The sequence below is a fragment of the Nitrosococcus watsonii C-113 genome, from assembly GCF_000143085.1.
In the GTDB taxonomy this organism is placed as follows: Bacteria; Pseudomonadota; Gammaproteobacteria; order Nitrosococcales; family Nitrosococcaceae; genus Nitrosococcus; species Nitrosococcus watsonii.
Genome location: NC_014315.1, coordinates 2100969 through 2118682 on the forward strand (window position 1 = coordinate 2100969; position 17714 = coordinate 2118682).

The window sequence follows — 17714 nt, forward strand, 5'->3', positions numbered from 1 at the left end:
GAGGAATCTTATGTTGAGTCCATTGAAAAACCTTTCCCTAGGCAGTGAGCTGAAAAGTCTCTGGACCGTGTTTCTCCATCTCTTCCAGCCTAAAGCCACGATCCAATATCCGGAGGAAAGACCCTATATCCCACCCCGCTGGCGGGGGCGCATCATCCTCTCCCGGGACCCGGATGGGGAGGAACGCTGCGTTGCTTGCAATTTATGCGCCGTTGCCTGCCCGGTGGACTGCATTGCCCTACAAAAAACGGAAGATGAACAGGGCCGCTGGTACCCGGAATTTTTCCGCATTAATTTTTCCCGTTGTATTTTTTGCGGCTTTTGTGAAGAAGCCTGCCCCACCTATGCAATTCAGCTCACGCCAGATTTCGAAATGGGAGAATACGAGCGGCCAAACTTAGTGTACGAAAAAGAAGATTTACTCATTAGCGGTACGGGAAAATACCCTGATTATAACTTTTACCGGGTAGCAGGGAAGGCTATCGGCGGCAAGGCTAAAGGAGAAGCGGAAAATGAAGAATCTCCGGTGGATATCCGTAGTTTAATGCCTTAACGGCAGTAAAAAAACTACTAAAAAGCGGCTCAAATTCGTCTATCCTTAACCCTACCGGCACAGAAAATTAATAATACTGATGGAAATTACTTTCTATATCGCCGCTATTATCGCCGTTGTTTCCACCATCATGGTCATTACCCGTTTAAACGCCGTCCATGCCCTGCTTTATCTAATTGTTTCCCTCCTTGCAGTAGCCTTAATCTTTTTTCTCTTAGGTGCTCCCTTCGCTGCCGCTCTAGAGGTCATCATCTACGCTGGCGCTATTATGGTGCTGTTTGTGTTTGTGATCATGATGCTCAACCTCGGAAAGGAGTCGGTAGCCCAGGAAAATCGCTGGTTTACCCCTTATCTGTGGCTAGGTCCTGGAATTTTATCCTTCGTTTTGCTTATAGAACTGGTTTATCTCCTGGCGACAGACAGCAGCGCCCTTTCCAGCGCCGAGATGATCACGCCCCAACAAGTGGGTGTTGCCCTGTTTGGCCCTTATTTATTGGCGGTTGAACTTGCTGCCATGCTGCTGCTGACGGGCTTGGTGGGCGCCTATCATCTGGGGCGCGAAGAACCGGAGGAGAAGCCATAAATGCTAGCCTCGATCCCCACGGAACATGGTCTGTATCTGGCCGCCGCCCTCTTCCTGCTAGGGCTCATAGGTGTCTTGGTGCGCCGCAACCTTATCTTTATGCTCCTGTCCCTGGAAATCATGTTGAACGCCACGGGACTTGCCTTTATTGTGGCGGGTGCCCGCTGGGGAGAGCCGGAAGGGCAAATTATGTTTATGCTTATCCTGGCTGTAGCGGCAGCGGAGGTGGCCGTTGCGCTGGCATTGATTCTGCTGATTTACCGGCGCTTTGGCACCCTGGATGCGGATCGCATTAGCGGGATGCGGGGTTAATACCATGCTGAAACTGTTATGGTTAATCCCCACCCTACCCTTAGCTGGCTCCATACTCTTAATACTCGCTTCCGGACGGCTACCCAAAAAGCTTAGTGCCTTCATCGGAGTCGGCTCGGTGGGATTATCCGCCCTTCTGGCCTCAGGCGTTAGTATTGCATTTTTGCATGCCCCTCTCGAAGGCAATGCCTATACACAAACCTTGTGGACCTGGATAGCTATTGGCAATTTTAATCCCAGTATTGGCTTTTATCTGGATTCCCTTTCCCTGGTGATGACCCTGGTGATTGCCTGGGTAAGCTTTCTGATCCATCTTTATTCCACCGAATTCATGGCCGATGAAACTGGCTACCAGCGCTTCTTTGCCTACATGAATCTCTTTGTCGCCGCCATGCTGGTGCTGGTATTGGCCGATAATTTGCTGTTCCTGTATCTCGGCTGGGAAGGGGTGGGCTTGTGCAGTTACTTGCTTATTGGTTTTTGGTACCGGGATGCGGCCAACGGCTATGCGGCCCGGAAGGCGTTTGTCGTCACCCGAACAGGGGATACCGCCATGATCATTGGCCTACTGCTATTGTTCACCCACCTGGGCACCTTGGATATCCAGCCGCTCATGGAACGGGCTGCACAAGAATGGGCAGCGGGATCGGGTTTAGCCATTGCGGCGGCGGCCCTGCTGCTAGGCGGCGCGCTCGGGAAGTCTGCCCAACTGCCACTGCAAACCTGGCTGCCCGATGCCATGGCGGGACCTACCCCGGTCAGCGCCTTGATCCACGCCGCCACCATGGTGACTGCCGGTGTTTATCTGATTGCCCGCACCCATGTACTGTTCGAATTGGCTCCCCCCGTTCACACGGCGGTGGCGGTGATTGGAGCATTAACGTTGCTACTGGCCGCTTGTAGCGCCTTGGTGCAAACCGATATCAAACGCATCCTGGCCTATTCCACCATCAGCCAGATTGGGTATATGTTTTTAGCCTTGGGAGTTGGCGCCTGGTCGGCGGCTATCTTTCATTTTATGATTCACGCCTTCTTCAAGGCCCTATTGTTCCTGGCCGCTGGCGTGATCATCGCCAGCTTGCAACACGAACATAACATTTTCAAGATGGGTGGCCTGCGAAAACAACTTCCCCTTGCTTTTTGGAGTTTTCTCATTGGCGGCGCCTCCCTGGCCGCAGTCCCCTTAGTTACCGCTGGCTTTTTTAGCAAGGATCTGATCCTCTGGCACGCGTGGTCTTCTCCCCTAGGCGGCCCCTGGCTCTGGGGAGCGGGCCTCCTGGGCGCCCTATTAACGGCAGTTTACATTTTTCGGGCCTGGTTCATTGCCTTTTTCGGCCCTCCTAAAACAACGGTAGACAAAAAGCCAGGTTACCTCATTGCCATTCCCTTGCTGGCGCTCTCGCTGCTCTCCCTTATTGGCGGCTGGGTAGAATTACCCGAGCAGCCCTTCTTTACCAATTTTTTACACGCTACCCTGCCTCCGGCTGAGCAGGTATCCACTGGCGTGGGGAATGAGTTCGATTTTAAAATCATCTCCTCGGCAGCCGCCTTATTCGGTATCTATCTGGCCTATTTACTCTTTCTGCGCCGGTCCCCCTCGCTAGGACTATTAGCGAAGACCACGCCGGCACCCACGATACGCCCCTTTTGGTATGCCGGATGGGGCTTCGATAAATTATATGACACGCTTCTAGTGCGGCCTTTTTTATGGCTTACCGGTATTAACAAGGACGATATTATCGACAGCTTTTACCGGGGGATCACCCTCCTGACTCAATATGCCCATCACCTGCTTAGCTACGCCCAAAACGGGCAAATACGCTGGTATGTCAGTGGGATCGCTACCGGCGTTATCATTCTGCTGGCCATGGCGGTGTTCCCATGATCTTGCTCGGGTTATTCCTTATACTCGTGGTAGGAGGATTAATTGCTTGGCTTACTGAGCGCTGGCATCCCCTTTGGCCACGAATCATCGCCCTGCTTGCCCTAGGGTTTGACTTACTATGGATAGTCTTGCTGTGGCTATCCCAACCAGGTCCTTTTAACATCGCCGGACAAGGCGCCTGGCTCGCGCAATTAAACTGGCCCTGGATCACCCGCTTTGGTATCCGCTTTCATCTAGCCCTGGATGGGCTGAGCTTGCTCCTGGTTTTGCTCACCTGCTTCCTGGGTCTCATCACGGTAGCGGCTTCCTGGAGCGAGATCAAACACCGAGTTGGTTTTTTTCATTTTAACGTGCTATGGACCTTGGCGGGAGTGCTGGGAGTGTTCATGGCCCTGGATCTTTTCCTGTTCTTCCTCTTCTGGGAACTGATGCTGGTACCCATGTATTTTCTCATTGCCATTTGGGGCCATGAGCACCGTCTTCCGGCTTCCTTCAAATTTTTCCTTTTTACCCAAGGCAGCGGCCTGCTGCTGCTGATAGCCATCCTGACGCTGGTCTGGAGCCAATTTCAGCACAGCGGTGTATTGACCTTTAATTACTTTGATTTGCTGGGTGCCTCCCTAACGCCAACTGCGGCCTTTTGGAGCATGCTGGGCTTTTTTATTGCCTTTACCGTCAAGTTGCCGGCGGTGCCATTCCATCCCTGGCTGCCGGATGCCCACACCCAAGCTTCCGCCGGCGGCAGCATTATCCTGGCCGGGATTTTATTAAAAACAGGCGCCTATGGATTACTGCGTTTCGTGCTTCCCCTGTTCCCCGAGGCCGCCACTGACTTTACTCCCATAGCGATGCTGCTGGGAGTCATTGGCATTCTCTACGGCGCGGGGCTCGCCTTTGTCCAGCACGATCTCAAGCGCCTCATCGCCTACACCAGCGTTAGCCACATGGGCTTTGTCCTGCTGGGTATATTCGCGGGAACCCCCTTGGCGCTACAGGGCGCGGTCATACAGATACTGGCCCATGGCATGTCCACTCCCGCTTTATTTATGGTGGCGGGGGTCTTGCAAGAGCGCCTCCACACTCGGGATATGCGCCAAATGAGCGGACTCTGGAGCAAAGCACCCCGCCTGGCGGCCATTGGTCTATTTTTTGCGCTCGCCTCCCTGGGACTCCCTGGCCTGGGAAATTTCGTAGGAGAGTTTTTGATTTTGCTGGGGACCTACCCGGTCAGCACGCCCTTTACCGCCATCGCGGCGCTGGGGCTTATCCTTGCCGCCGTTTATGCCTTGCTTATCGTCCAGAAAGTCTTTCATGGCAAAGGCCAGGATACCCAACCGCTGCCAGATTTCTCCATCCGCCACATGACCGCCATGAGCGCCATGATTCTTATTCTTCTTTGGCTGGGACTTTATCCCCAACCGGTATTCGACATGGCTTATCCCGCCCTGGAAAGCTTGCACGGTTTATCCTGGAGTTCTCAATAAAAAGCAGATCATGACTTCAACCGATTTCATTGCCTTATCGCCCCTTATCATGATCACCTTGGCGCCCCTGGTGCTGGCTTTGGCAATTGCTATTCATCGCCAGCACCGCTTTACGATGATGCTGACTTTGACCCTCTTAACCCTTTGCCTGATTATGCTCCCTCTGGCCGCTTCCGTGGCCCCCCATCGGGTGTCGTCCTTATTTATTCTTGATCAATATGCCCTGTTCTATATGGGGCTGATATTTGCCGCGGCTTTAGCAGTGACTCTTTTGGCTTATCATTACCTGAAAGAGCTCGCGGATCAGCAAGAAGAATTTTATGTGCTCTTGCTCCTGGCAACCCTGGGAGCAGCCGCTCTGACCGCAAGCAATCATTTTGCCTCATTACTGCTGGGCCTTGAAATCTTAAGCGTGGCCCTGTTCGCTTTACTGGCCTACCCGCGTCGCTGTCAACCCTCCCTTGAGGCAGGGGTAAAATATTTAATTGTCTCCGGCACCTCTTCCGCGGTTTTGCTGTTTGGCATGGCCCTTATCTACGCTGGGCTGGGAAGCATGGAATTTGAACGCCTCGGCGCGATCTCAAACAGCAGCAAAAGCACTGATGATGTTTTCTTTCTGGCCGGCCTTGCCCTCATAATCGCGGGTCTTGGCTTTAAGGTATCCTTCGTGCCTTTTCATCTTTGGACTCCCGATGTTTATCAAGGAGCGCCAGCCCCCATCACCGCTTTCCTCGCCACAGTTTCCAAAGGCGCGGTATTTGCCCTGCTATTGCGTCTTTTCGTTCAGGTAGACGGGCCTCAGCACCATGCTCTTATGGTCCTATTCAGCGCTATCTCCGTAGCCACTATCCTGGCCGGTAATTTACTCGCGCTGCTGCAAACTAATATCAAGCGGATTCTGGCCTATTCTTCCATCGCCCACCTAGGCTACTTGCTGGTGGCCCTGCTGGCTGGCGGAAACCTGGGCGTGGAAGCAGTCACTTTCTATTGGGTGGCTTATTTTATAATGAACCTGGGCGCTTTTGGCGTGGTTACCGTTCTCTCCTCAGCAGCCCAGGAAAAGCAACATCTGGAAGATTACCGGGGCTTGTTCTGGCATCGGCCAGGATTGGCTGGCATATTTACTTTCATGCTCCTGTCCTTGGCGGGTATCCCCTTAACGGTAGGTTTTATCGGTAAATTTTATATCTTCGCCGTCGGCGTCGAGGCTACCCTGTGGTTTCTACTGTTCACGATGGTCATTGGCAGCATCCTGGGCTTGTTTTATTATCTACGCATCATCATTGCCCTATACCAAACGCCCACCATAGCGAAAGAAGCTCTTGCTGCTCCTTCCGCCTTGCCCTTACCCCTAATGGGCAATTTAACCCTTATCCTGCTTGTTCTGCTGCTCATCTGGTGGGGAATCTACCCTGATCCTCTGATGCGGATGCTGCACGCCGTGGCGATAACGCTGGTTTAGCTTTTGGTGCTATTCATCCTAGAGACAATCCCCGGGCTTACAGCAGGCTAACCAGTTAAACCCATACAATTGGCATAGTAGGTCACCGTAGCGGGCCAGTCCGAGAAAATGCCGAGAATACCCACGTCTCTTGCCAAGACATCCAGAACTTCCAGCATATCGCCATCATTATCAATAACATCGGTAAGAGTCTGATAGTACCAACCACCACCGTTTTTTAGCGGCCCCGAGCGCTCAAGTGTCCAGGTAATAATATTCAGACCCGCAGCTCTGGCATTCAGAGCATACGCTGAGGGCACAATTTCATTGTTCTCATTAAGTTCCAGCAGTGCCCATAGAGGAGGCGCTATGATTTTTACACCCTGGGCGACCAGATTTTTCATGGCCGCCAAGGAGGGATCAAGATCGCCGACCAAGCTGGCGTCGTCGAGAAATATGGCCTGTTTGCCAAACTCAGGCGCCTTGTTAATCCAGTAAAGCACATCATCGAGACGGAAGGATTGGGCGTATACGTTTTTTGCCGGGATACCCGCCCTACGGTACTCATCAATCAACTGCCGAGCATAGTCCTCCTGGGTATAATGCCCTTCAAAGGGCATCGCTACAGCAGGTGCTTTAAGCTCAGGAATGAATTTCACGCCCAGCATTTTGAAGAGTTCAATGCTTTCCGCGTGGCTAAGCAGGGTGCCATTGCTAGAATATAAGTCCGTACGCCAACCCGGGGTGGCATTTAGGTATTCCTTGAGGGTGATCGCAGCGGGATTGAAGGCATCCATTTTGCCCTTGAGAGTCTTAAACTCATCGAGGGTAATATCGCTAGTACAACACTTAGCTGAGGCCGGCGAGATAATGTCGCCAGTTATGGAATCGAGAACGGCGGGGATAAAGGCTTCAGAACACTTAGCGGCCAGATCAGTAGCCAGAATATTCGTTGTGATATGCAGATCACATTGGGAATGGCGGCACACCAGTTCCTTGTCCTGGGTGAAAGTAACATCGCATTCCAGGATACCGGCACCCATGCGGGCAGCTGCTTGATATGATTCCTTGGTGTGCTCGGGAAACTGAAGAGGCGCGCCCCGATGGCCAATGGAAAAATCGGTCTTATAGAAAGGGCCTTTCGCGCACGCCTGAAGCGTCGCTTTGAGGGCGCTTTTTTCCATAACCTCGACCAGATAAAAGGGTCGAGGACCAAGTTGCACAGGTTGTTTCCCTTCTTTTTTAGCAAATAGAAAGCCCCAATGATGCGCCTGGCCATCCTCGGATTCATCTACTAAAACAAGGGCGAGTAGTGCTGCAAAAATAATTATAATCAAAAGCCTAACGCTAGTTAAGCGCATCAGATCCCCTCATCCCTGGGCCAAGGGCAGATTTATCGGGTAAACTTATAACTTGGAGCAGCAAACTCCCTAGGCATTCGCAAACATGAATTCCGCAAATACAATTCTTTAATATAGGAGGTAGAAAACACAAATTAATCCAACAAATATTCATCTCCCATGGAACATAAGGGATAAATGTTTATTTTATAGGTAACCTTACTCATGTGGCTTTATAGAATTATAGGCTTTTTCTTTATAGGAATTGCTTTTATAGGCGCTATTCTGCCTTTGCTTCCTACAACCCCTTTCCTTCTCTTGGCAGCAGGATGTTTTGCAAAGTCCTCTCCAAGGTTCCACCAAATGCTCCTGGAAAATGCCCTTTTTGGGCCTATTATTAAAAACTGGCATGAGCATAGGGCTATTTCCTTAAGAACTAAAATTATCGCTATTTCTTCATTAGTTTTTTTGGGCGGCTATTCGGTAGTCTTTGTTATCGAAAATACCACGCTCAAAGTAATAGGGTTATTAGCCATTACCGTCGGCTTATTGTCTATCATCAGAATTAAAACACATTGCATTCAACCTACCTCTGTTGAAGAATAGCGACAATACCAATCTTATAGAAATAAACGCTATATCCTCAAAGCTGGAAGTCTCCCCGTTCAGCATGATTTTCTTGACCAAACATCCTCGTTATCTCCTGAAAGGTCATTATGAATACTAAATTAATGGGCTATTCACTGGTCATATTACAATTCCTAGCCATTATTCTATGCTGTTTACCTCTTGGGTTAGGGGATAAAAACTTAACGGTAAGCCTATCTCTCGTGGCTATCGGAGCAGCAGGCGGAGTCATCACCCTGTATTTTAATCAATTAGGTAACTTCAACATCCACCCTGAAATCAAGCCAAATGCTTCACTCATCATCCATGGTCCTTACAAATATATCCGTCACCCTATGTACACCAGCCTATTGATAATGATGTTGGGTATCACTATTTATAATTCTCATCCCTTAAATTTTCTTGGCCTAGCCATTTTGATTTTAGTTTTAATAGCTAAATCTCGCATTGAGGAAAATCTTCTTAGGGAACACTTTCCCACCTATACAGATTATATGACAACAACAAAAAAATTTATTCCTTTCATTTTTTAAATGTTTAGGACCCTCAATGACATCCATCAACCAATCAAGATTGGTCCTAGGGATAGGGATATTACTAACCTCTGCTTGTGGGGCTAAAAATATTTATGAGGAAACTAGCCAAAGCAATCTTAACCAATGTAATCAATTACCGGAGTCTGCCCGCCAAGCATGTATTTAAAGAATTGAGGTTAACTATGAAATATATAAAAATAAGCGGAAAGAGGCGATCCGTGGGAAGAAATAATGTAGCCTTGAGCAAAGTGCATGAAGTTTGAAATACCGATCCCCTCCAGTTGTTTACGTAGGGTTGTCTCCCGATCTTCTCAAAATTTGACGTAAGTTGCGGCTGCTTCGGGCGCGTAGATTTCTGCTCCTTCTCTTTCTTTTCCTTCATCTACGTAGTCTCTAAATATGACAGGAAGAACCCAGTCTTGGTAATTTTCATCTTTTAGGAACCCATGAATTTCAAACATGCAATGCAGTTTGTACTATACAAAAAGACATCGCTCACAATAACTAGTGCGTAATCAGTCGTCCTTATCTTCTTCATGTAGGATTCGATATCCTCCGTATATCCTAAAGCACGTTCGTCTCGAATAAGTTCTATACTGCTGCACCCTAAGTCTTCCTTGATTTTACGCACCTTACTTGCATCAGCATGGCAATACGAGAGGAAAATCCTTGGAGCGACGTTTGACACAGCCAACTTCCCGATTCGCGGCGCGGACGGATCGCCAAGGAGGGCAACTCGGTTAACCGCGTCCGCTCAAGCGCCTTGTTAGGCGGAATTACCCGCCGATTTTCGGGATAGAGAGGCCCCGGCATATCTTCTCCGCGAGCCGATTCGAAAGTTCCGGATGCGTTGGAACAGCTTCCGCAGTGCCGGTTGAAGGATTACACACCAGAGTGAGTGCCTTGATCCTTCTCGCTTTAGATAACAGCCGTGGCGCCTCAAATGGCGCAGGAATACGCCATGCTTCACCCAACTTTCACCGTGTCCTGCTCCGCATCGTCAGGCAGTCCACGAAGCATATCCTCTGGGCGGTCCGCGAGAATAAGAGAAATCGCTTCGGCAAGGCTCTCTCGAGCCTCGTCCTTTGTACGACCCTGGCCATTTGCACCCGGGATTTCAGAGCAATACGCGATATACTAGTCGCCGTCACGCTCGAAAATAGCTGTAAATTCGTTGCTCATTCGCAAAGTATACCTCGAAATCTACCCTCTAGCTTGCAGCCGCCTAACACCGTAAATCAGCCGAGCACGAAGGGCCAAGGAGCGATAGCGACGCAGTCACTTGGAGCGAAGCCCCGAAGGGGCGTAGCGGAAAGTTGGTCGGCTGCATTTACTTGTTATGTTTCTGACGTATCAATTGACACCAGGCGTAATAGTTGAAGATACGCACTAATTGCCTGAACAACAAAGCCCTGTCGCTCACTGTAAGGCTCAATCAGCAAGTAGGCCGCCAAGTAAGAAAACCAAACAAACTTTCTGTAAATCAGAAAATCCTCAACGTTTTCTGCGTGTGGGATACCCTGTGGTGCTGCGTATAAAGCTTTGTTTCTCCTATTTGCAAGTTTCTTAACGTACTCATATGCAGTCTTCGCATTTTTCTCATTTGCGATGGCTTGGAGTTCATTTGTGAAGCGGTACATTTGGCCATTCAGTTTGACAGTAAAGTTAAGTGGGGAAGAGGGTATAACCATGTTTCCCTTTGATTGGCATCATAAGCAGAAAACCGTAAACGAAGGCGTTCAGAACCATCTGATTGTAACTTCTCGTTAAACTCTAAAACTAGTTTCTCCGTTCCCATGATTTCTTCAAACGACCTCCCTATAGCCAAACAAAACGGATGGAGAGCAAGTTTGTGAATATGATTTTTGGGGTTGAGCTTCTCTGCCCCTGGATATTTTCTCTTTTTTAATGCATGGAAAATCGCGGTGGCCGCCTCTTCCTCGCTTGTAATTCCCAGAAATATCGACACTTCTGGCATTGAATTTTTTAGCTCGAAAGATCGCTCTAGATGGCGAATGCTTGAGCGGAATGCATGCTTTCCTGCCCCCCGAGATTTTAGGACCGACTCGATAGCATGTTGCTCGAAGTCAGAGAAATTCATCTTAAAACCTAACGCCCAAGCTCAGTTGCCGCCGGAGCGGTCGAAGGCCGCGGAGGGGGCCCGAAGCGCGCCAGCGCTTTGGGCGGTCAACTGCAGCGCCTCGTTAGGTATAGCATGTCATCCTGATAAAAGACTAAGGCCGATAACGCACTATAAGATGAGAAAAATTATCGGTAATGGATATGTCATTAAAAATGAAATATCTACACTCCGATTGGCGAATTTATTTTTGTAAACGGAATTTAAAAGATCTTCAATTCGCTCATCTTCCGATGTTAATCTACAAAATATTTCGCCTTCTTGGAGTTTTGTCAAATAATTCAAATACAATCATATTACGGCGCTAAGAGAGCCGAGAATAAATAAAGCGAACACAATACTAGTTCTCTTGACGCCCCAACAGTTGTCGCTAAAAGCACCGATTGGAACACCAGCATGAAGCTACTTCAGTTTGCCATCGTGTTTGCGGTAACCTTCGCTAGGTCGTAGTAAAATTATTTATCCTCCATGCTATGCATCCCGATAACATGAAAATACTTAATCGGGGAGTTGACGGCGGGTTCTCCTGCATACATAGGCGCACGGCGTCTGATGATGCAGGAGGTTCTGCCCGTCGAACGGTTGTTCGCGATGCGTAGTGGCGCGGGCAGCCGTTTGGCGCAGTTAACTCCCCGATTCGCGCCGCGCAGCGGCGCGAACTATTGATTATGCCGCAATGCCTTCGACAATCAAACGGCTTACATCAGTGCGCTGGCTTGCATGCTCGAACGTGATAGCGCAGACGTTACCGTTGGCATCTACATCGAGAATAGTGTTCTCATCTAGATCTTTAGACTCAGCTATGTCATTGTCGCGGAACTCGATGTACAGCGTGTCAGTATCTTCGAAATAGCTGACTTTCATGCCTTGTACCCTCTGTCAAAAAATGCGTTGTATACGGTTTCGCCATCCGACAATAAGATTACCCGCAGGTATCGGTTTTCCATTTCTTCAATTCTAGCCCATCGCCTTATTCGGCCGTCTGCATGTATGTGCTCTCTGTCAGGGAACCGGACTACATGCTGAATCCATTCGTCCTTGATTATCGCTCGATCCGGTCTGACCCGAGTTGCCTGGAAGTATTTCGTTGCCTTCACTGTCATGTTTCTTGTCGGCATAATCGGGGAGTTGACGGGCGGGTTCTCCTGCATACATAGGCGCACAGCGTCTGATGATGCAGGGGGCTCTGCCAATCGAACGACTAAGCTCACTTGCCGTTTTTGAGCGCAGCGAAAAAACGGTCAAGTGCAGCGCCTTGTTAGCAGCTATTTGATTGGCTCTACACCAAGGTCTTTGCATATCTTCTTTGCTAAAATATCCTTTATCTCGGAATGCCTTGGAATCGCAGACCGCTTGTTCAGAGTAGGATTATGCCACCATGAATGTTTACTGCCTTCCCTCAAAAGATTACATCCTTGGCTGCGCAGGTACTGGAGAAATTCATTTCTCTTCATATGGAAATTTTTTCTTCCTTGTAACCATTGCCAGCAGCAGTCAACGCATCCTGGCGGTTAAATTCCAATGCCTCCCTTAACGTAATCTCCAAAGTCTCTTTCAATTCTTCGTATGTCTTTTCCTGGCAATTGACCCCGGGAACCTCTTCGATCCACCCTACCCACCAATCATCCTCCTGTTTTACCACAGCGGTATATTCGTTTTTCATGGTCATTACCTCCTTACTGTTCATTTGCTGCCGCTAACGCCCGCCATAAGCGACCGAGCGAAACGAGGTCCGGCGCACGAAGTGCGCGAACTTAATGGCTTGGTTATGTGTTTTATTCACTTGGCACCCAGCGATAGTGCCTAATAAGAGACTCTTTTTTAGTATCAAAGACCCTCTTATCATTAGCTACAACCTCTTTCAGTAACCAACCTGCATCTTTGCCAGCTTCTTTTACGGGATCGTCATTGGCTCCTTCGTGCTTAATATAGAGAGGAAGAAGTGGAGTACCTTCCCAATAATAGTTATCCTCTCCCATTAAATCTCTTAAAGAAAACCATTCATCTTTCCGATTTTTACACCAACAATAGACTGCGCCCTGCAAAAAGTTAACGATGTTCATTTTTTGCTCTTCCGTAATACCTGTAACACTTCTTAACTGTGATTCTTCAGTTAATGACATGGCGTTATCTCCTGCCAAGATTACACATAATCGGGGAGTTGACGGGCAGGTTCTCCTGCATACATAGGCGCACAGCGTCTGATGATGCAGGGGGCTCTGCCAGTCGAACGCTTGAGCTCAGCGGCCGCTGCAGGCGGTCTGCTGTAGCGACTTGTTAGCGCCTCTTCTGCTGTGCGACGTACTCATCAAGCAGTTGCCTGATCATTTTTTGATATTGCATATCATGCTTCTTTGCCTCTTCCTTGAAAAAGGCAACGCTTTCGGAACTCAACGAAATAGTGACCTTTGTTTGCTCGTTCTTCAGTGCCAGCTCTTCGGGAGACGGAAGAAAATCTGGCACTAGCTTGATCTCACCAATCGGCTCTTCGCTATACCGAATTCGCTTGCTCATAGACCTTCTTACCTTTGCGCCAGTAACCTGCACCAATTATTCGGATGCGGCTAAATCGATACATGAACCGAACCGTGATAATACCGGTGCCTTCCTGATTGGTACCAAAGCAGTAATACCGTTTCTCATTCTGACTGTGGCTCAGATCTTCAGCTATCACACGCTTTGGATCGAGGAAGGCGTACTGAGCTTCGTAGAACGAAACCCCGTGTTTACGCTGATTGGCGGTGTTCTTCGCCTCATCCCACTCGAAGTTCGATTCGTTCATGGAATAAGGATAGTCTAAATATGGCTATTTAGCCATACGTCAATCTTCTGGCGCGAAGAACGTCTGAGCTCCCCGGCGCCAGCAACTGGCGCGCGGGTTGCTCTCGAAAGCCGCGTGACAGATGCGTCCGGCGTCCGGTGCAGCGACTTGTTAGGCGGCAAACTACCAACGCCACGCGATGGTCCGGCGATGCGAGCGGCGAAAGCACTACAGCTCACAGCGAAATCCAATACTCAGGCAGAAACCTACCAGGGATGCTATCTGATTCGCGCTCACCTATCTGTATCGCCCCAGACGACTCGTAAAAGCCAGCAGCATTAGGACCGCCCTGAATAAGGATGGACTGAGCTCCATGTCCGCGAGCAAAGTGGACTGCGTGCGCCATCCAGCGCCCTTCCGATGCCGCAACCCATCCGCTGTGGCTCGACAAATAGCGCCTCCAGCTCGAACTGGGTCAATGAGAGTCTCTCAAGCGCGCAAAAACCAAGCTTTCTCTCGTCTTCCACCGCCACAAATATGACAGCACGTCATTCGCCACGTCTGCGGGCGTAACCGTCAGTTCCGCGCGACACGACGCCATGAATTCCGCTGAGTATCCCCAATGGCCCTTTGATCGCATAGCTAATTCAGTAAGCTCACTGCTCTCGGATGGCTCAGCTGGACGAATGCTGACCACTGCGCTCTTGCCGCCTAACGCCGCAATAACCGGCGCGAGGTACGAGCGTCCGATGCCGCAGGCGCGTAGTTAATTGCCTTGTTATGTGAAGTAGTTGCCGCATGCCACATTACCTGATCTGGCTATCTTTGCTACCGCGCCGATTGATGCCACCGGTACTAACCTCCTGAGCCTCAATGGCGGACTGACAAGATATACAGTATTGCGCGCCAGGAATTGCCTTACGCCTTGGTTCTGGAATAGGCGAACCACATTCTTCACAGTGTGTTGCGCTCTCGCCTGATGTGATTCTACTCCGAGCTCGTTTGACTGCATCTTCTACACTAGCTTCAATTTGATCTTGTACCGCTCCATCACGCGCCCAACCACCCGCCATTGCTAATACCTTTTGCTACGTTTGTTCATTATTGAAGTTTACACATAACGTTGAAGCTGTGCGGCGCAAACGAAGCGCAGCGTAGTTTGCGTCCGAACAAGCGTCTTGTTATGCGCTTTCATTAATTTTCTGCATGAACGCTTTGTTTCTTGCGTTGCGTTCTTTTTGTAATTTCTCAATCTTATCGACCGCTTCCTTCATGAATTGCATTGGATTCCATTCATCTGGTGCCGGAGCGACTTGAGGAGGTAACTTCCCAATGTTGCGTAATTTTGAAGCCAAGCCATGTGCCTTTAATCCCAGCGCAGCGTATTGCAATTGACGCTCTTCAAATCCTTCTTCGTAGTTTGGCGGCGAGGCAGCATATTCAAATGCCCCGGATATTTTATGATTTGCGGCTTCTATTTGATTGGGGAGGCTAAGCACCTCATACATTAAGCTCGCCGGAAGAGCCTTCCATTCTACTTCAACAGAAAGCGGATCGAAGTTTGGTGTTTTTGTTTGTATTGACCTACACCCGTCTTGATCTGGTTGGCCATAACAAAGGCCATCATCAGCCACGACATCAGCACATCCATTTATGAAGGTATCGAGGATGCAAGAGATGCGAATGGCTAGATATTCAAGATCTTTTTTGTTCTTTCCTTTCTGAAACCACCATTCCTTGATGGCATTAAGCAGAACACCCAGAACCACACCAATCAATATATAAGCTGTTTTATCCATACTGACTCACTTCTTGTAACGCATAATCGGGGAGTTGACGGCGGGTTCTCCTGCATACATAGGCGCACGGCGTCTGATGATGCAGGAGGTTCTGCCCGTCGAACGGTTGTTCGCGATGCGTAGTGGCGCGGGCAGCCGTTTGGCGCAGTTAACTCCCCGATTCGCGCCGCGCAGCGGCGCGAACGCCGTGGTTCAGCCGCGCCGGAGCGCGAAGCGCGGAGGGAACCCAAAGCGCGCCAGCGGGTTGGGCGTCGGCTGCAACCACTTGTTAGATTAACCAAGCTTCGCAATCCTTCTCTTCAGGGCCTCATTGTCCGCTTTAGTAAGCCCTATTGGGTCGACTACGGATTTCCAGGCTTCATATTCTTCCTTTGCTTCAGCTGGCCGCTTTAGTTTGACTAATAACAGTGTCAGCCTGTTTATCGGGGCGTGTTTGTAGCGATGTGCCGCCGCTGTGCGATTTTTTTTATTTATATCAATCACACAGATCATTGCTTCACGATAGGCTTCGACGACGCTCTCAATTTGGCCGTTTGATTTTTCCTTTTCTAAAGCCGCTTTTACTTTTGCGTCGACTTTCTCTGCCAGCTCGCGATTAGCACTATGAGCAGCCCAATCAATTTCACTTTTTATTAGCGTGATTAGAAGGCCGTAATTTCTTTTTTGGCCAAGAAGCCTATGCCACCATTTTGTACCGCCTATCCGTTTCAAAACTTTCGCTTCGATCGGCTCCCCTCTCAGGATGGAAGAGGCATCTCTTGCATCCGACGGTAGGTAACCAAGTTGCTGCCTAGTACCATTGAACACTGCGACCGCATGGCGGTCATGTGGATTGTCAGGCTCTGCCACTAAACTTAAGCGGTCACCACGACGACACTTTACTACAAGATCTTGGCGCTGGATTCCGTCACTATTTGCGTAAGGGCTTCCGCGCAGACGCACTGTAAATGTACTACTCATTGAACCCCCATTAATCTAACTATTGATTATCAAGCAAATCTGCCTGATAAATTGATATTGCCGGCTTTTTCAGGCACTTTTGCCCTGATAATACCCAAAACATGTATATTTGCCTTGATAACATGATAATTAGCCATCAATTCAGGCAAATTTGCCTATATAATGATATGTCGCCTCACTATAGCCACTAACTATTTGATGCCAAGCACCAAATCGCCAACCTTGCTGGAAGATATTCGCCGCATCATGCGGCTCAAGCATTATTCACTGCACACCGAGCGCTCTTATTGTGAGTGGATTAAGCAGTTTGTCAAATTTCACCAACTCAACGAAAGATCTGCGCTGTTTGAAAACAGTGAAGCCAAGATAGAAACGTTTTTAAGCTATCTGGCAACAGAACGCAAAGTGGCGCCTGCCACTCAAAATCAGGCGATGAATGCGTTGCTGTTTTTATACAAGCAGGTTCTGGATATGCCGCTGGCCAAGCATATCGAGGCCATTCGCTCCAAAACTAGTCGGCATGTGCCAGTAGTGCTGTCGTTGGACGAGGTCAGGCAGGTATTGCCACGGGTTGAAGGCGTGGCGCAGTTGGCGGTGAAATTGTTATACGGCAGTGGCTTACGGATTAGCGAGGCCGTTCGGTTGCGGGTGCAGGATCTCGATTACGATTATCAACAGATTACCGTGCGCTCTGGTAAGGGCGATAAGGATAGGATAACCCCGCTTTCTGCGGCCATGATACCGTTACTGCAAAATCATTTAGAAAAGGTCAAGGCGATTCACAAGCAGGATTTGGCCGACGGCTTCGGTGCGGTGTATTTGCCGTATGCGCTGGCAAAAAATATCCTCATGCCGAACGGGAATGGGGCTGGCAATATGTGTTTCCGGCCCGTTCGTTATCGGTAGACCCTCTGTCGAGTTTGACTCGACGCCATCATATAGATCAATCGCTGATCAATAAGGCGATCAAGGCTGCGGTTCGACAAGCGGGGTATTACCAAGCGGGTTTCTGCACATACCTTTCGGCACAGTTTTGCCACGCATTTGCTGCAACGCGGCATTGATATTCTTACCATTCAGGTGTTATTGGGACATAGCGATCTGGAAACAACAATGATTTATACGCATGTTTTAAATCAAGGTAGGCAAGGCGTTATCAGTCCGCTAGATAATTTGGGTATTGGATGGCTAGGTCGCGGATTTTTGCATAATAATTGGGTCAGAGCAAACCTTTCCTTACCCAGCGCCTTGGCTTGTCAAAATTCGAATATCTTTCAATAATGGCCCTTCAAT

25 protein-coding genes are annotated in these 17714 nt (G+C 49.2%); 11 read left to right on the forward strand and 14 right to left on the reverse strand.

The features are described from left to right. Positions 1 to 10: 10 nt before the first annotated feature. The 6 genes from nuoI to NWAT_RS09375 all read left to right on the forward strand — a co-directional run bounded on the left by nuoI (position 11) and on the right by NWAT_RS09375 (position 6279). On the forward strand, positions 11 to 553 hold the full coding sequence (gene nuoI, locus NWAT_RS09350; protein ID WP_013220846.1) for an NADH-quinone oxidoreductase subunit NuoI: 543 nt from the start codon (positions 11 to 13) through the stop codon (positions 551 to 553). 79 nt (positions 554 to 632) lie between these two features. Then, a complete protein-coding gene (nuoJ, locus tag NWAT_RS09355) occupies positions 633 to 1136 on the forward strand; it encodes an NADH-quinone oxidoreductase subunit J (protein ID WP_013220847.1) in 504 nt (167 codons plus the stop codon). Next, the gene (nuoK, locus tag NWAT_RS09360; protein ID WP_013220848.1) at positions 1137 to 1448 is read left to right on the forward strand and encodes an NADH-quinone oxidoreductase subunit NuoK; all 312 of its coding nucleotides are present in this window, start codon (positions 1137 to 1139) and stop codon (positions 1446 to 1448) included. A 4-nt stretch (positions 1449 to 1452) separates the two neighbouring features. Further along, entirely contained in the window at positions 1453 to 3333 is a 1881-nt protein-coding gene (gene nuoL, locus NWAT_RS09365; RefSeq protein ID WP_013220849.1) for an NADH-quinone oxidoreductase subunit L, read from the forward strand. After that, positions 3330 to 4817 (forward strand): NADH-quinone oxidoreductase subunit M, encoded by a 1488-nt coding sequence (nuoM, locus tag NWAT_RS09370; protein ID WP_013220850.1) that lies wholly within the window; start codon positions 3330 to 3332, stop codon positions 4815 to 4817. The genes nuoL and nuoM overlap by 4 nt, the downstream gene beginning before the upstream one ends. Before the next feature lie 10 nt (positions 4818 to 4827). Then, complete coding sequence (locus NWAT_RS09375; RefSeq protein WP_013220851.1) at positions 4828 to 6279, forward strand: NADH-quinone oxidoreductase subunit N; 1452 nt, start codon at positions 4828 to 4830, stop codon at positions 6277 to 6279. 47 nt (positions 6280 to 6326) lie between these two features. Here NWAT_RS09375 and NWAT_RS09380 read toward each other — a convergent pair whose 3' ends face one another. After that, on the reverse strand, positions 6327 to 7619 hold the full coding sequence (locus NWAT_RS09380; RefSeq protein ID WP_013220852.1) for a glycerophosphodiester phosphodiesterase family protein: 1293 nt from the start codon (positions 7617 to 7619) through the stop codon (positions 6327 to 6329). 204 nt (positions 7620 to 7823) lie between these two features. Here NWAT_RS09380 and NWAT_RS09385 point away from each other — a divergent pair, with 204 nt between their 5' ends. Together NWAT_RS09385 and NWAT_RS09390 are read left to right on the forward strand one after the other, a co-directional pair. Next, on the forward strand, positions 7824 to 8204 hold the full coding sequence (locus tag NWAT_RS09385) for a YbaN family protein (protein ID WP_013220853.1): 381 nt from the start codon (positions 7824 to 7826) through the stop codon (positions 8202 to 8204). Positions 8205 to 8314: 110 nt separating this feature from the next. Continuing rightward, positions 8315 to 8758 carry a methyltransferase family protein gene (locus tag NWAT_RS09390; protein ID WP_013220854.1) on the forward strand — a complete coding sequence of 148 codons (444 nt, stop codon included), beginning with the start codon at positions 8315 to 8317 and terminating at the stop codon, positions 8756 to 8758. A 439-nt stretch (positions 8759 to 9197) separates the two neighbouring features. On the opposite strand, the gene NWAT_RS18055 is transcribed toward NWAT_RS09390, so the two are convergent. From NWAT_RS18055 to NWAT_RS09440, 9 genes are all read right to left on the reverse strand, one after another. Continuing rightward, entirely contained in the window at positions 9198 to 9449 is a 252-nt protein-coding gene (locus tag NWAT_RS18055) for a TIR domain-containing protein (RefSeq protein WP_157679874.1), read from the reverse strand. A gap of 649 nt (positions 9450 to 10098) precedes the next feature. Beyond that, positions 10099 to 10401, reverse strand: coding sequence for a hypothetical protein (locus NWAT_RS09400; protein ID WP_041350658.1), 303 nt, complete (start codon positions 10399 to 10401; stop codon positions 10099 to 10101). A gap of 8 nt (positions 10402 to 10409) precedes the next feature. Continuing rightward, the gene (locus tag NWAT_RS09405; RefSeq protein WP_041350659.1) at positions 10410 to 10862 is read right to left on the reverse strand and encodes a hypothetical protein; all 453 of its coding nucleotides are present in this window, start codon (positions 10860 to 10862) and stop codon (positions 10410 to 10412) included. A gap of 705 nt (positions 10863 to 11567) precedes the next feature. Next, complete coding sequence (locus NWAT_RS09410) at positions 11568 to 11765, reverse strand: DUF2283 domain-containing protein (RefSeq protein WP_002813406.1); 198 nt, start codon at positions 11763 to 11765, stop codon at positions 11568 to 11570. Positions 11766 to 12166: 401 nt separating this feature from the next. Next, positions 12167 to 12355, reverse strand: a complete 189-nt coding sequence (locus NWAT_RS09420; RefSeq protein WP_013220857.1) for a type II toxin-antitoxin system HicA family toxin — start codon at positions 12353 to 12355, stop codon at positions 12167 to 12169. Beyond that, complete coding sequence (locus NWAT_RS09425) at positions 12352 to 12564, reverse strand: type II toxin-antitoxin system HicB family antitoxin (protein WP_013220858.1); 213 nt, start codon at positions 12562 to 12564, stop codon at positions 12352 to 12354. Before NWAT_RS09425 ends, NWAT_RS09420 begins: the two co-directional genes overlap by 4 nt. 112 nt (positions 12565 to 12676) lie before the next feature. Continuing rightward, positions 12677 to 13024 carry a hypothetical protein gene (locus NWAT_RS09430; RefSeq protein WP_013220859.1) on the reverse strand — a complete coding sequence of 116 codons (348 nt, stop codon included), beginning with the start codon at positions 13022 to 13024 and terminating at the stop codon, positions 12677 to 12679. Between the two features lie 154 nt (positions 13025 to 13178). Next, positions 13179 to 13415: a BrnA antitoxin family protein gene (locus NWAT_RS09435; protein ID WP_013220860.1), complete on the reverse strand. Its 237-nt coding sequence runs from the start codon at positions 13413 to 13415 to the stop codon at positions 13179 to 13181. Then, a complete protein-coding gene (locus tag NWAT_RS09440) occupies positions 13393 to 13683 on the reverse strand; it encodes a BrnT family toxin (protein WP_013220861.1) in 291 nt (96 codons plus the stop codon). Before NWAT_RS09440 ends, NWAT_RS09435 begins: the two co-directional genes overlap by 23 nt. A 114-nt stretch (positions 13684 to 13797) precedes the next feature. Here NWAT_RS09440 and NWAT_RS16715 point away from each other — a divergent pair, with 114 nt between their 5' ends. Beyond that, on the forward strand, positions 13798 to 14004 hold the full coding sequence (locus NWAT_RS16715) for a hypothetical protein (protein ID WP_157679876.1): 207 nt from the start codon (positions 13798 to 13800) through the stop codon (positions 14002 to 14004). Here NWAT_RS16715 and NWAT_RS18060 read toward each other — a convergent pair. The 4 genes from NWAT_RS18060 to NWAT_RS15670 all read right to left on the reverse strand — a co-directional run bounded on the left by NWAT_RS18060 (position 14001) and on the right by NWAT_RS15670 (position 16421). Beyond that, positions 14001 to 14195 carry a GNAT family N-acetyltransferase gene (locus tag NWAT_RS18060; RefSeq protein WP_408634619.1) on the reverse strand — a complete coding sequence of 65 codons (195 nt, stop codon included), beginning with the start codon at positions 14193 to 14195 and terminating at the stop codon, positions 14001 to 14003. The genes NWAT_RS16715 and NWAT_RS18060 overlap by 4 nt on opposite strands. A 273-nt stretch (positions 14196 to 14468) precedes the next feature. Then, positions 14469 to 14735 (reverse strand): DksA/TraR family C4-type zinc finger protein, encoded by a 267-nt coding sequence (locus NWAT_RS16195; RefSeq protein ID WP_013220862.1) that lies wholly within the window; start codon positions 14733 to 14735, stop codon positions 14469 to 14471. A 108-nt stretch (positions 14736 to 14843) separates the two neighbouring features. Further along, positions 14844 to 15461 (reverse strand): hypothetical protein, encoded by a 618-nt coding sequence (locus tag NWAT_RS09450; protein WP_013220863.1) that lies wholly within the window; start codon positions 15459 to 15461, stop codon positions 14844 to 14846. 273 nt (positions 15462 to 15734) lie between these two features. Next, positions 15735 to 16421: an HIRAN domain-containing protein gene (locus tag NWAT_RS15670; protein ID WP_013220864.1), complete on the reverse strand. Its 687-nt coding sequence runs from the start codon at positions 16419 to 16421 to the stop codon at positions 15735 to 15737. A gap of 198 nt (positions 16422 to 16619) precedes the next feature. On the opposite strand from NWAT_RS15670, the gene NWAT_RS09465 reads away from it, so the two are divergent. Together NWAT_RS09465 and NWAT_RS17470 are read left to right on the forward strand one after the other, a co-directional pair. Beyond that, positions 16620 to 17327, forward strand: a complete 708-nt coding sequence (locus NWAT_RS09465) for a phage integrase N-terminal SAM-like domain-containing protein (protein ID WP_232420093.1) — start codon at positions 16620 to 16622, stop codon at positions 17325 to 17327. 138 nt (positions 17328 to 17465) lie between these two features. Continuing rightward, positions 17466 to 17702: a tyrosine-type recombinase/integrase gene (locus NWAT_RS17470; protein WP_232420094.1), complete on the forward strand. Its 237-nt coding sequence runs from the start codon at positions 17466 to 17468 to the stop codon at positions 17700 to 17702. Positions 17703 to 17714 lie beyond the last annotated feature (12 nt).

Excerpts from the sequence above, each read along its gene's own strand:
- nuoI (WP_013220846.1), top strand. The coding sequence starts at position 11 with ATGTTGAGTCCATTGAAAAACCTTTCCCTAGGCAGTGAGCTGAAAAGT.
- nuoJ (WP_013220847.1), top strand. The coding sequence starts at position 633 with ATGGAAATTACTTTCTATATCGCCGCTATTATCGCCGTTGTTTCCACC.
- nuoK (WP_013220848.1), top strand. The coding sequence starts at position 1,137 with ATGCTAGCCTCGATCCCCACGGAACATGGTCTGTATCTGGCCGCCGCC.
- nuoL (WP_013220849.1), top strand. The coding sequence starts at position 1,453 with ATGCTGAAACTGTTATGGTTAATCCCCACCCTACCCTTAGCTGGCTCC.
- nuoM (WP_013220850.1), top strand. The coding sequence starts at position 3,330 with ATGATCTTGCTCGGGTTATTCCTTATACTCGTGGTAGGAGGATTAATT.
- NWAT_RS09375 (WP_013220851.1), top strand. The coding sequence starts at position 4,828 with ATGACTTCAACCGATTTCATTGCCTTATCGCCCCTTATCATGATCACC.
- NWAT_RS09380 (WP_013220852.1), bottom strand. The coding sequence starts at position 7,619 with ATGCGCTTAACTAGCGTTAGGCTTTTGATTATAATTATTTTTGCAGCA.
- NWAT_RS09385 (WP_013220853.1), top strand. The coding sequence starts at position 7,824 with ATGTGGCTTTATAGAATTATAGGCTTTTTCTTTATAGGAATTGCTTTT.
- NWAT_RS09390 (WP_013220854.1), top strand. The coding sequence starts at position 8,315 with ATGAATACTAAATTAATGGGCTATTCACTGGTCATATTACAATTCCTA.
- NWAT_RS09400 (WP_041350658.1), bottom strand. The coding sequence starts at position 10,401 with ATGTACCGCTTCACAAATGAACTCCAAGCCATCGCAAATGAGAAAAAT.
- NWAT_RS09405 (WP_041350659.1), bottom strand. The coding sequence starts at position 10,862 with ATGAATTTCTCTGACTTCGAGCAACATGCTATCGAGTCGGTCCTAAAA.
- NWAT_RS09410 (WP_002813406.1), bottom strand. The coding sequence starts at position 11,765 with ATGAAAGTCAGCTATTTCGAAGATACTGACACGCTGTACATCGAGTTC.
- NWAT_RS09420 (WP_013220857.1), bottom strand. The coding sequence starts at position 12,355 with ATGAAGAGAAATGAATTTCTCCAGTACCTGCGCAGCCAAGGATGTAAT.
- NWAT_RS09425 (WP_013220858.1), bottom strand. The coding sequence starts at position 12,564 with ATGAAAAACGAATATACCGCTGTGGTAAAACAGGAGGATGATTGGTGG.
- NWAT_RS09430 (WP_013220859.1), bottom strand. The coding sequence starts at position 13,024 with ATGTCATTAACTGAAGAATCACAGTTAAGAAGTGTTACAGGTATTACG.
- NWAT_RS09435 (WP_013220860.1), bottom strand. The coding sequence starts at position 13,415 with ATGAGCAAGCGAATTCGGTATAGCGAAGAGCCGATTGGTGAGATCAAG.
- NWAT_RS09440 (WP_013220861.1), bottom strand. The coding sequence starts at position 13,683 with ATGAACGAATCGAACTTCGAGTGGGATGAGGCGAAGAACACCGCCAAT.
- NWAT_RS16195 (WP_013220862.1), bottom strand. The coding sequence starts at position 14,735 with ATGGCGGGTGGTTGGGCGCGTGATGGAGCGGTACAAGATCAAATTGAA.
- NWAT_RS09450 (WP_013220863.1), bottom strand. The coding sequence starts at position 15,461 with ATGGATAAAACAGCTTATATATTGATTGGTGTGGTTCTGGGTGTTCTG.
- NWAT_RS15670 (WP_013220864.1), bottom strand. The coding sequence starts at position 16,421 with ATGAGTAGTACATTTACAGTGCGTCTGCGCGGAAGCCCTTACGCAAAT.
- NWAT_RS09465 (WP_232420093.1), top strand. The coding sequence starts at position 16,620 with ATGCCAAGCACCAAATCGCCAACCTTGCTGGAAGATATTCGCCGCATC.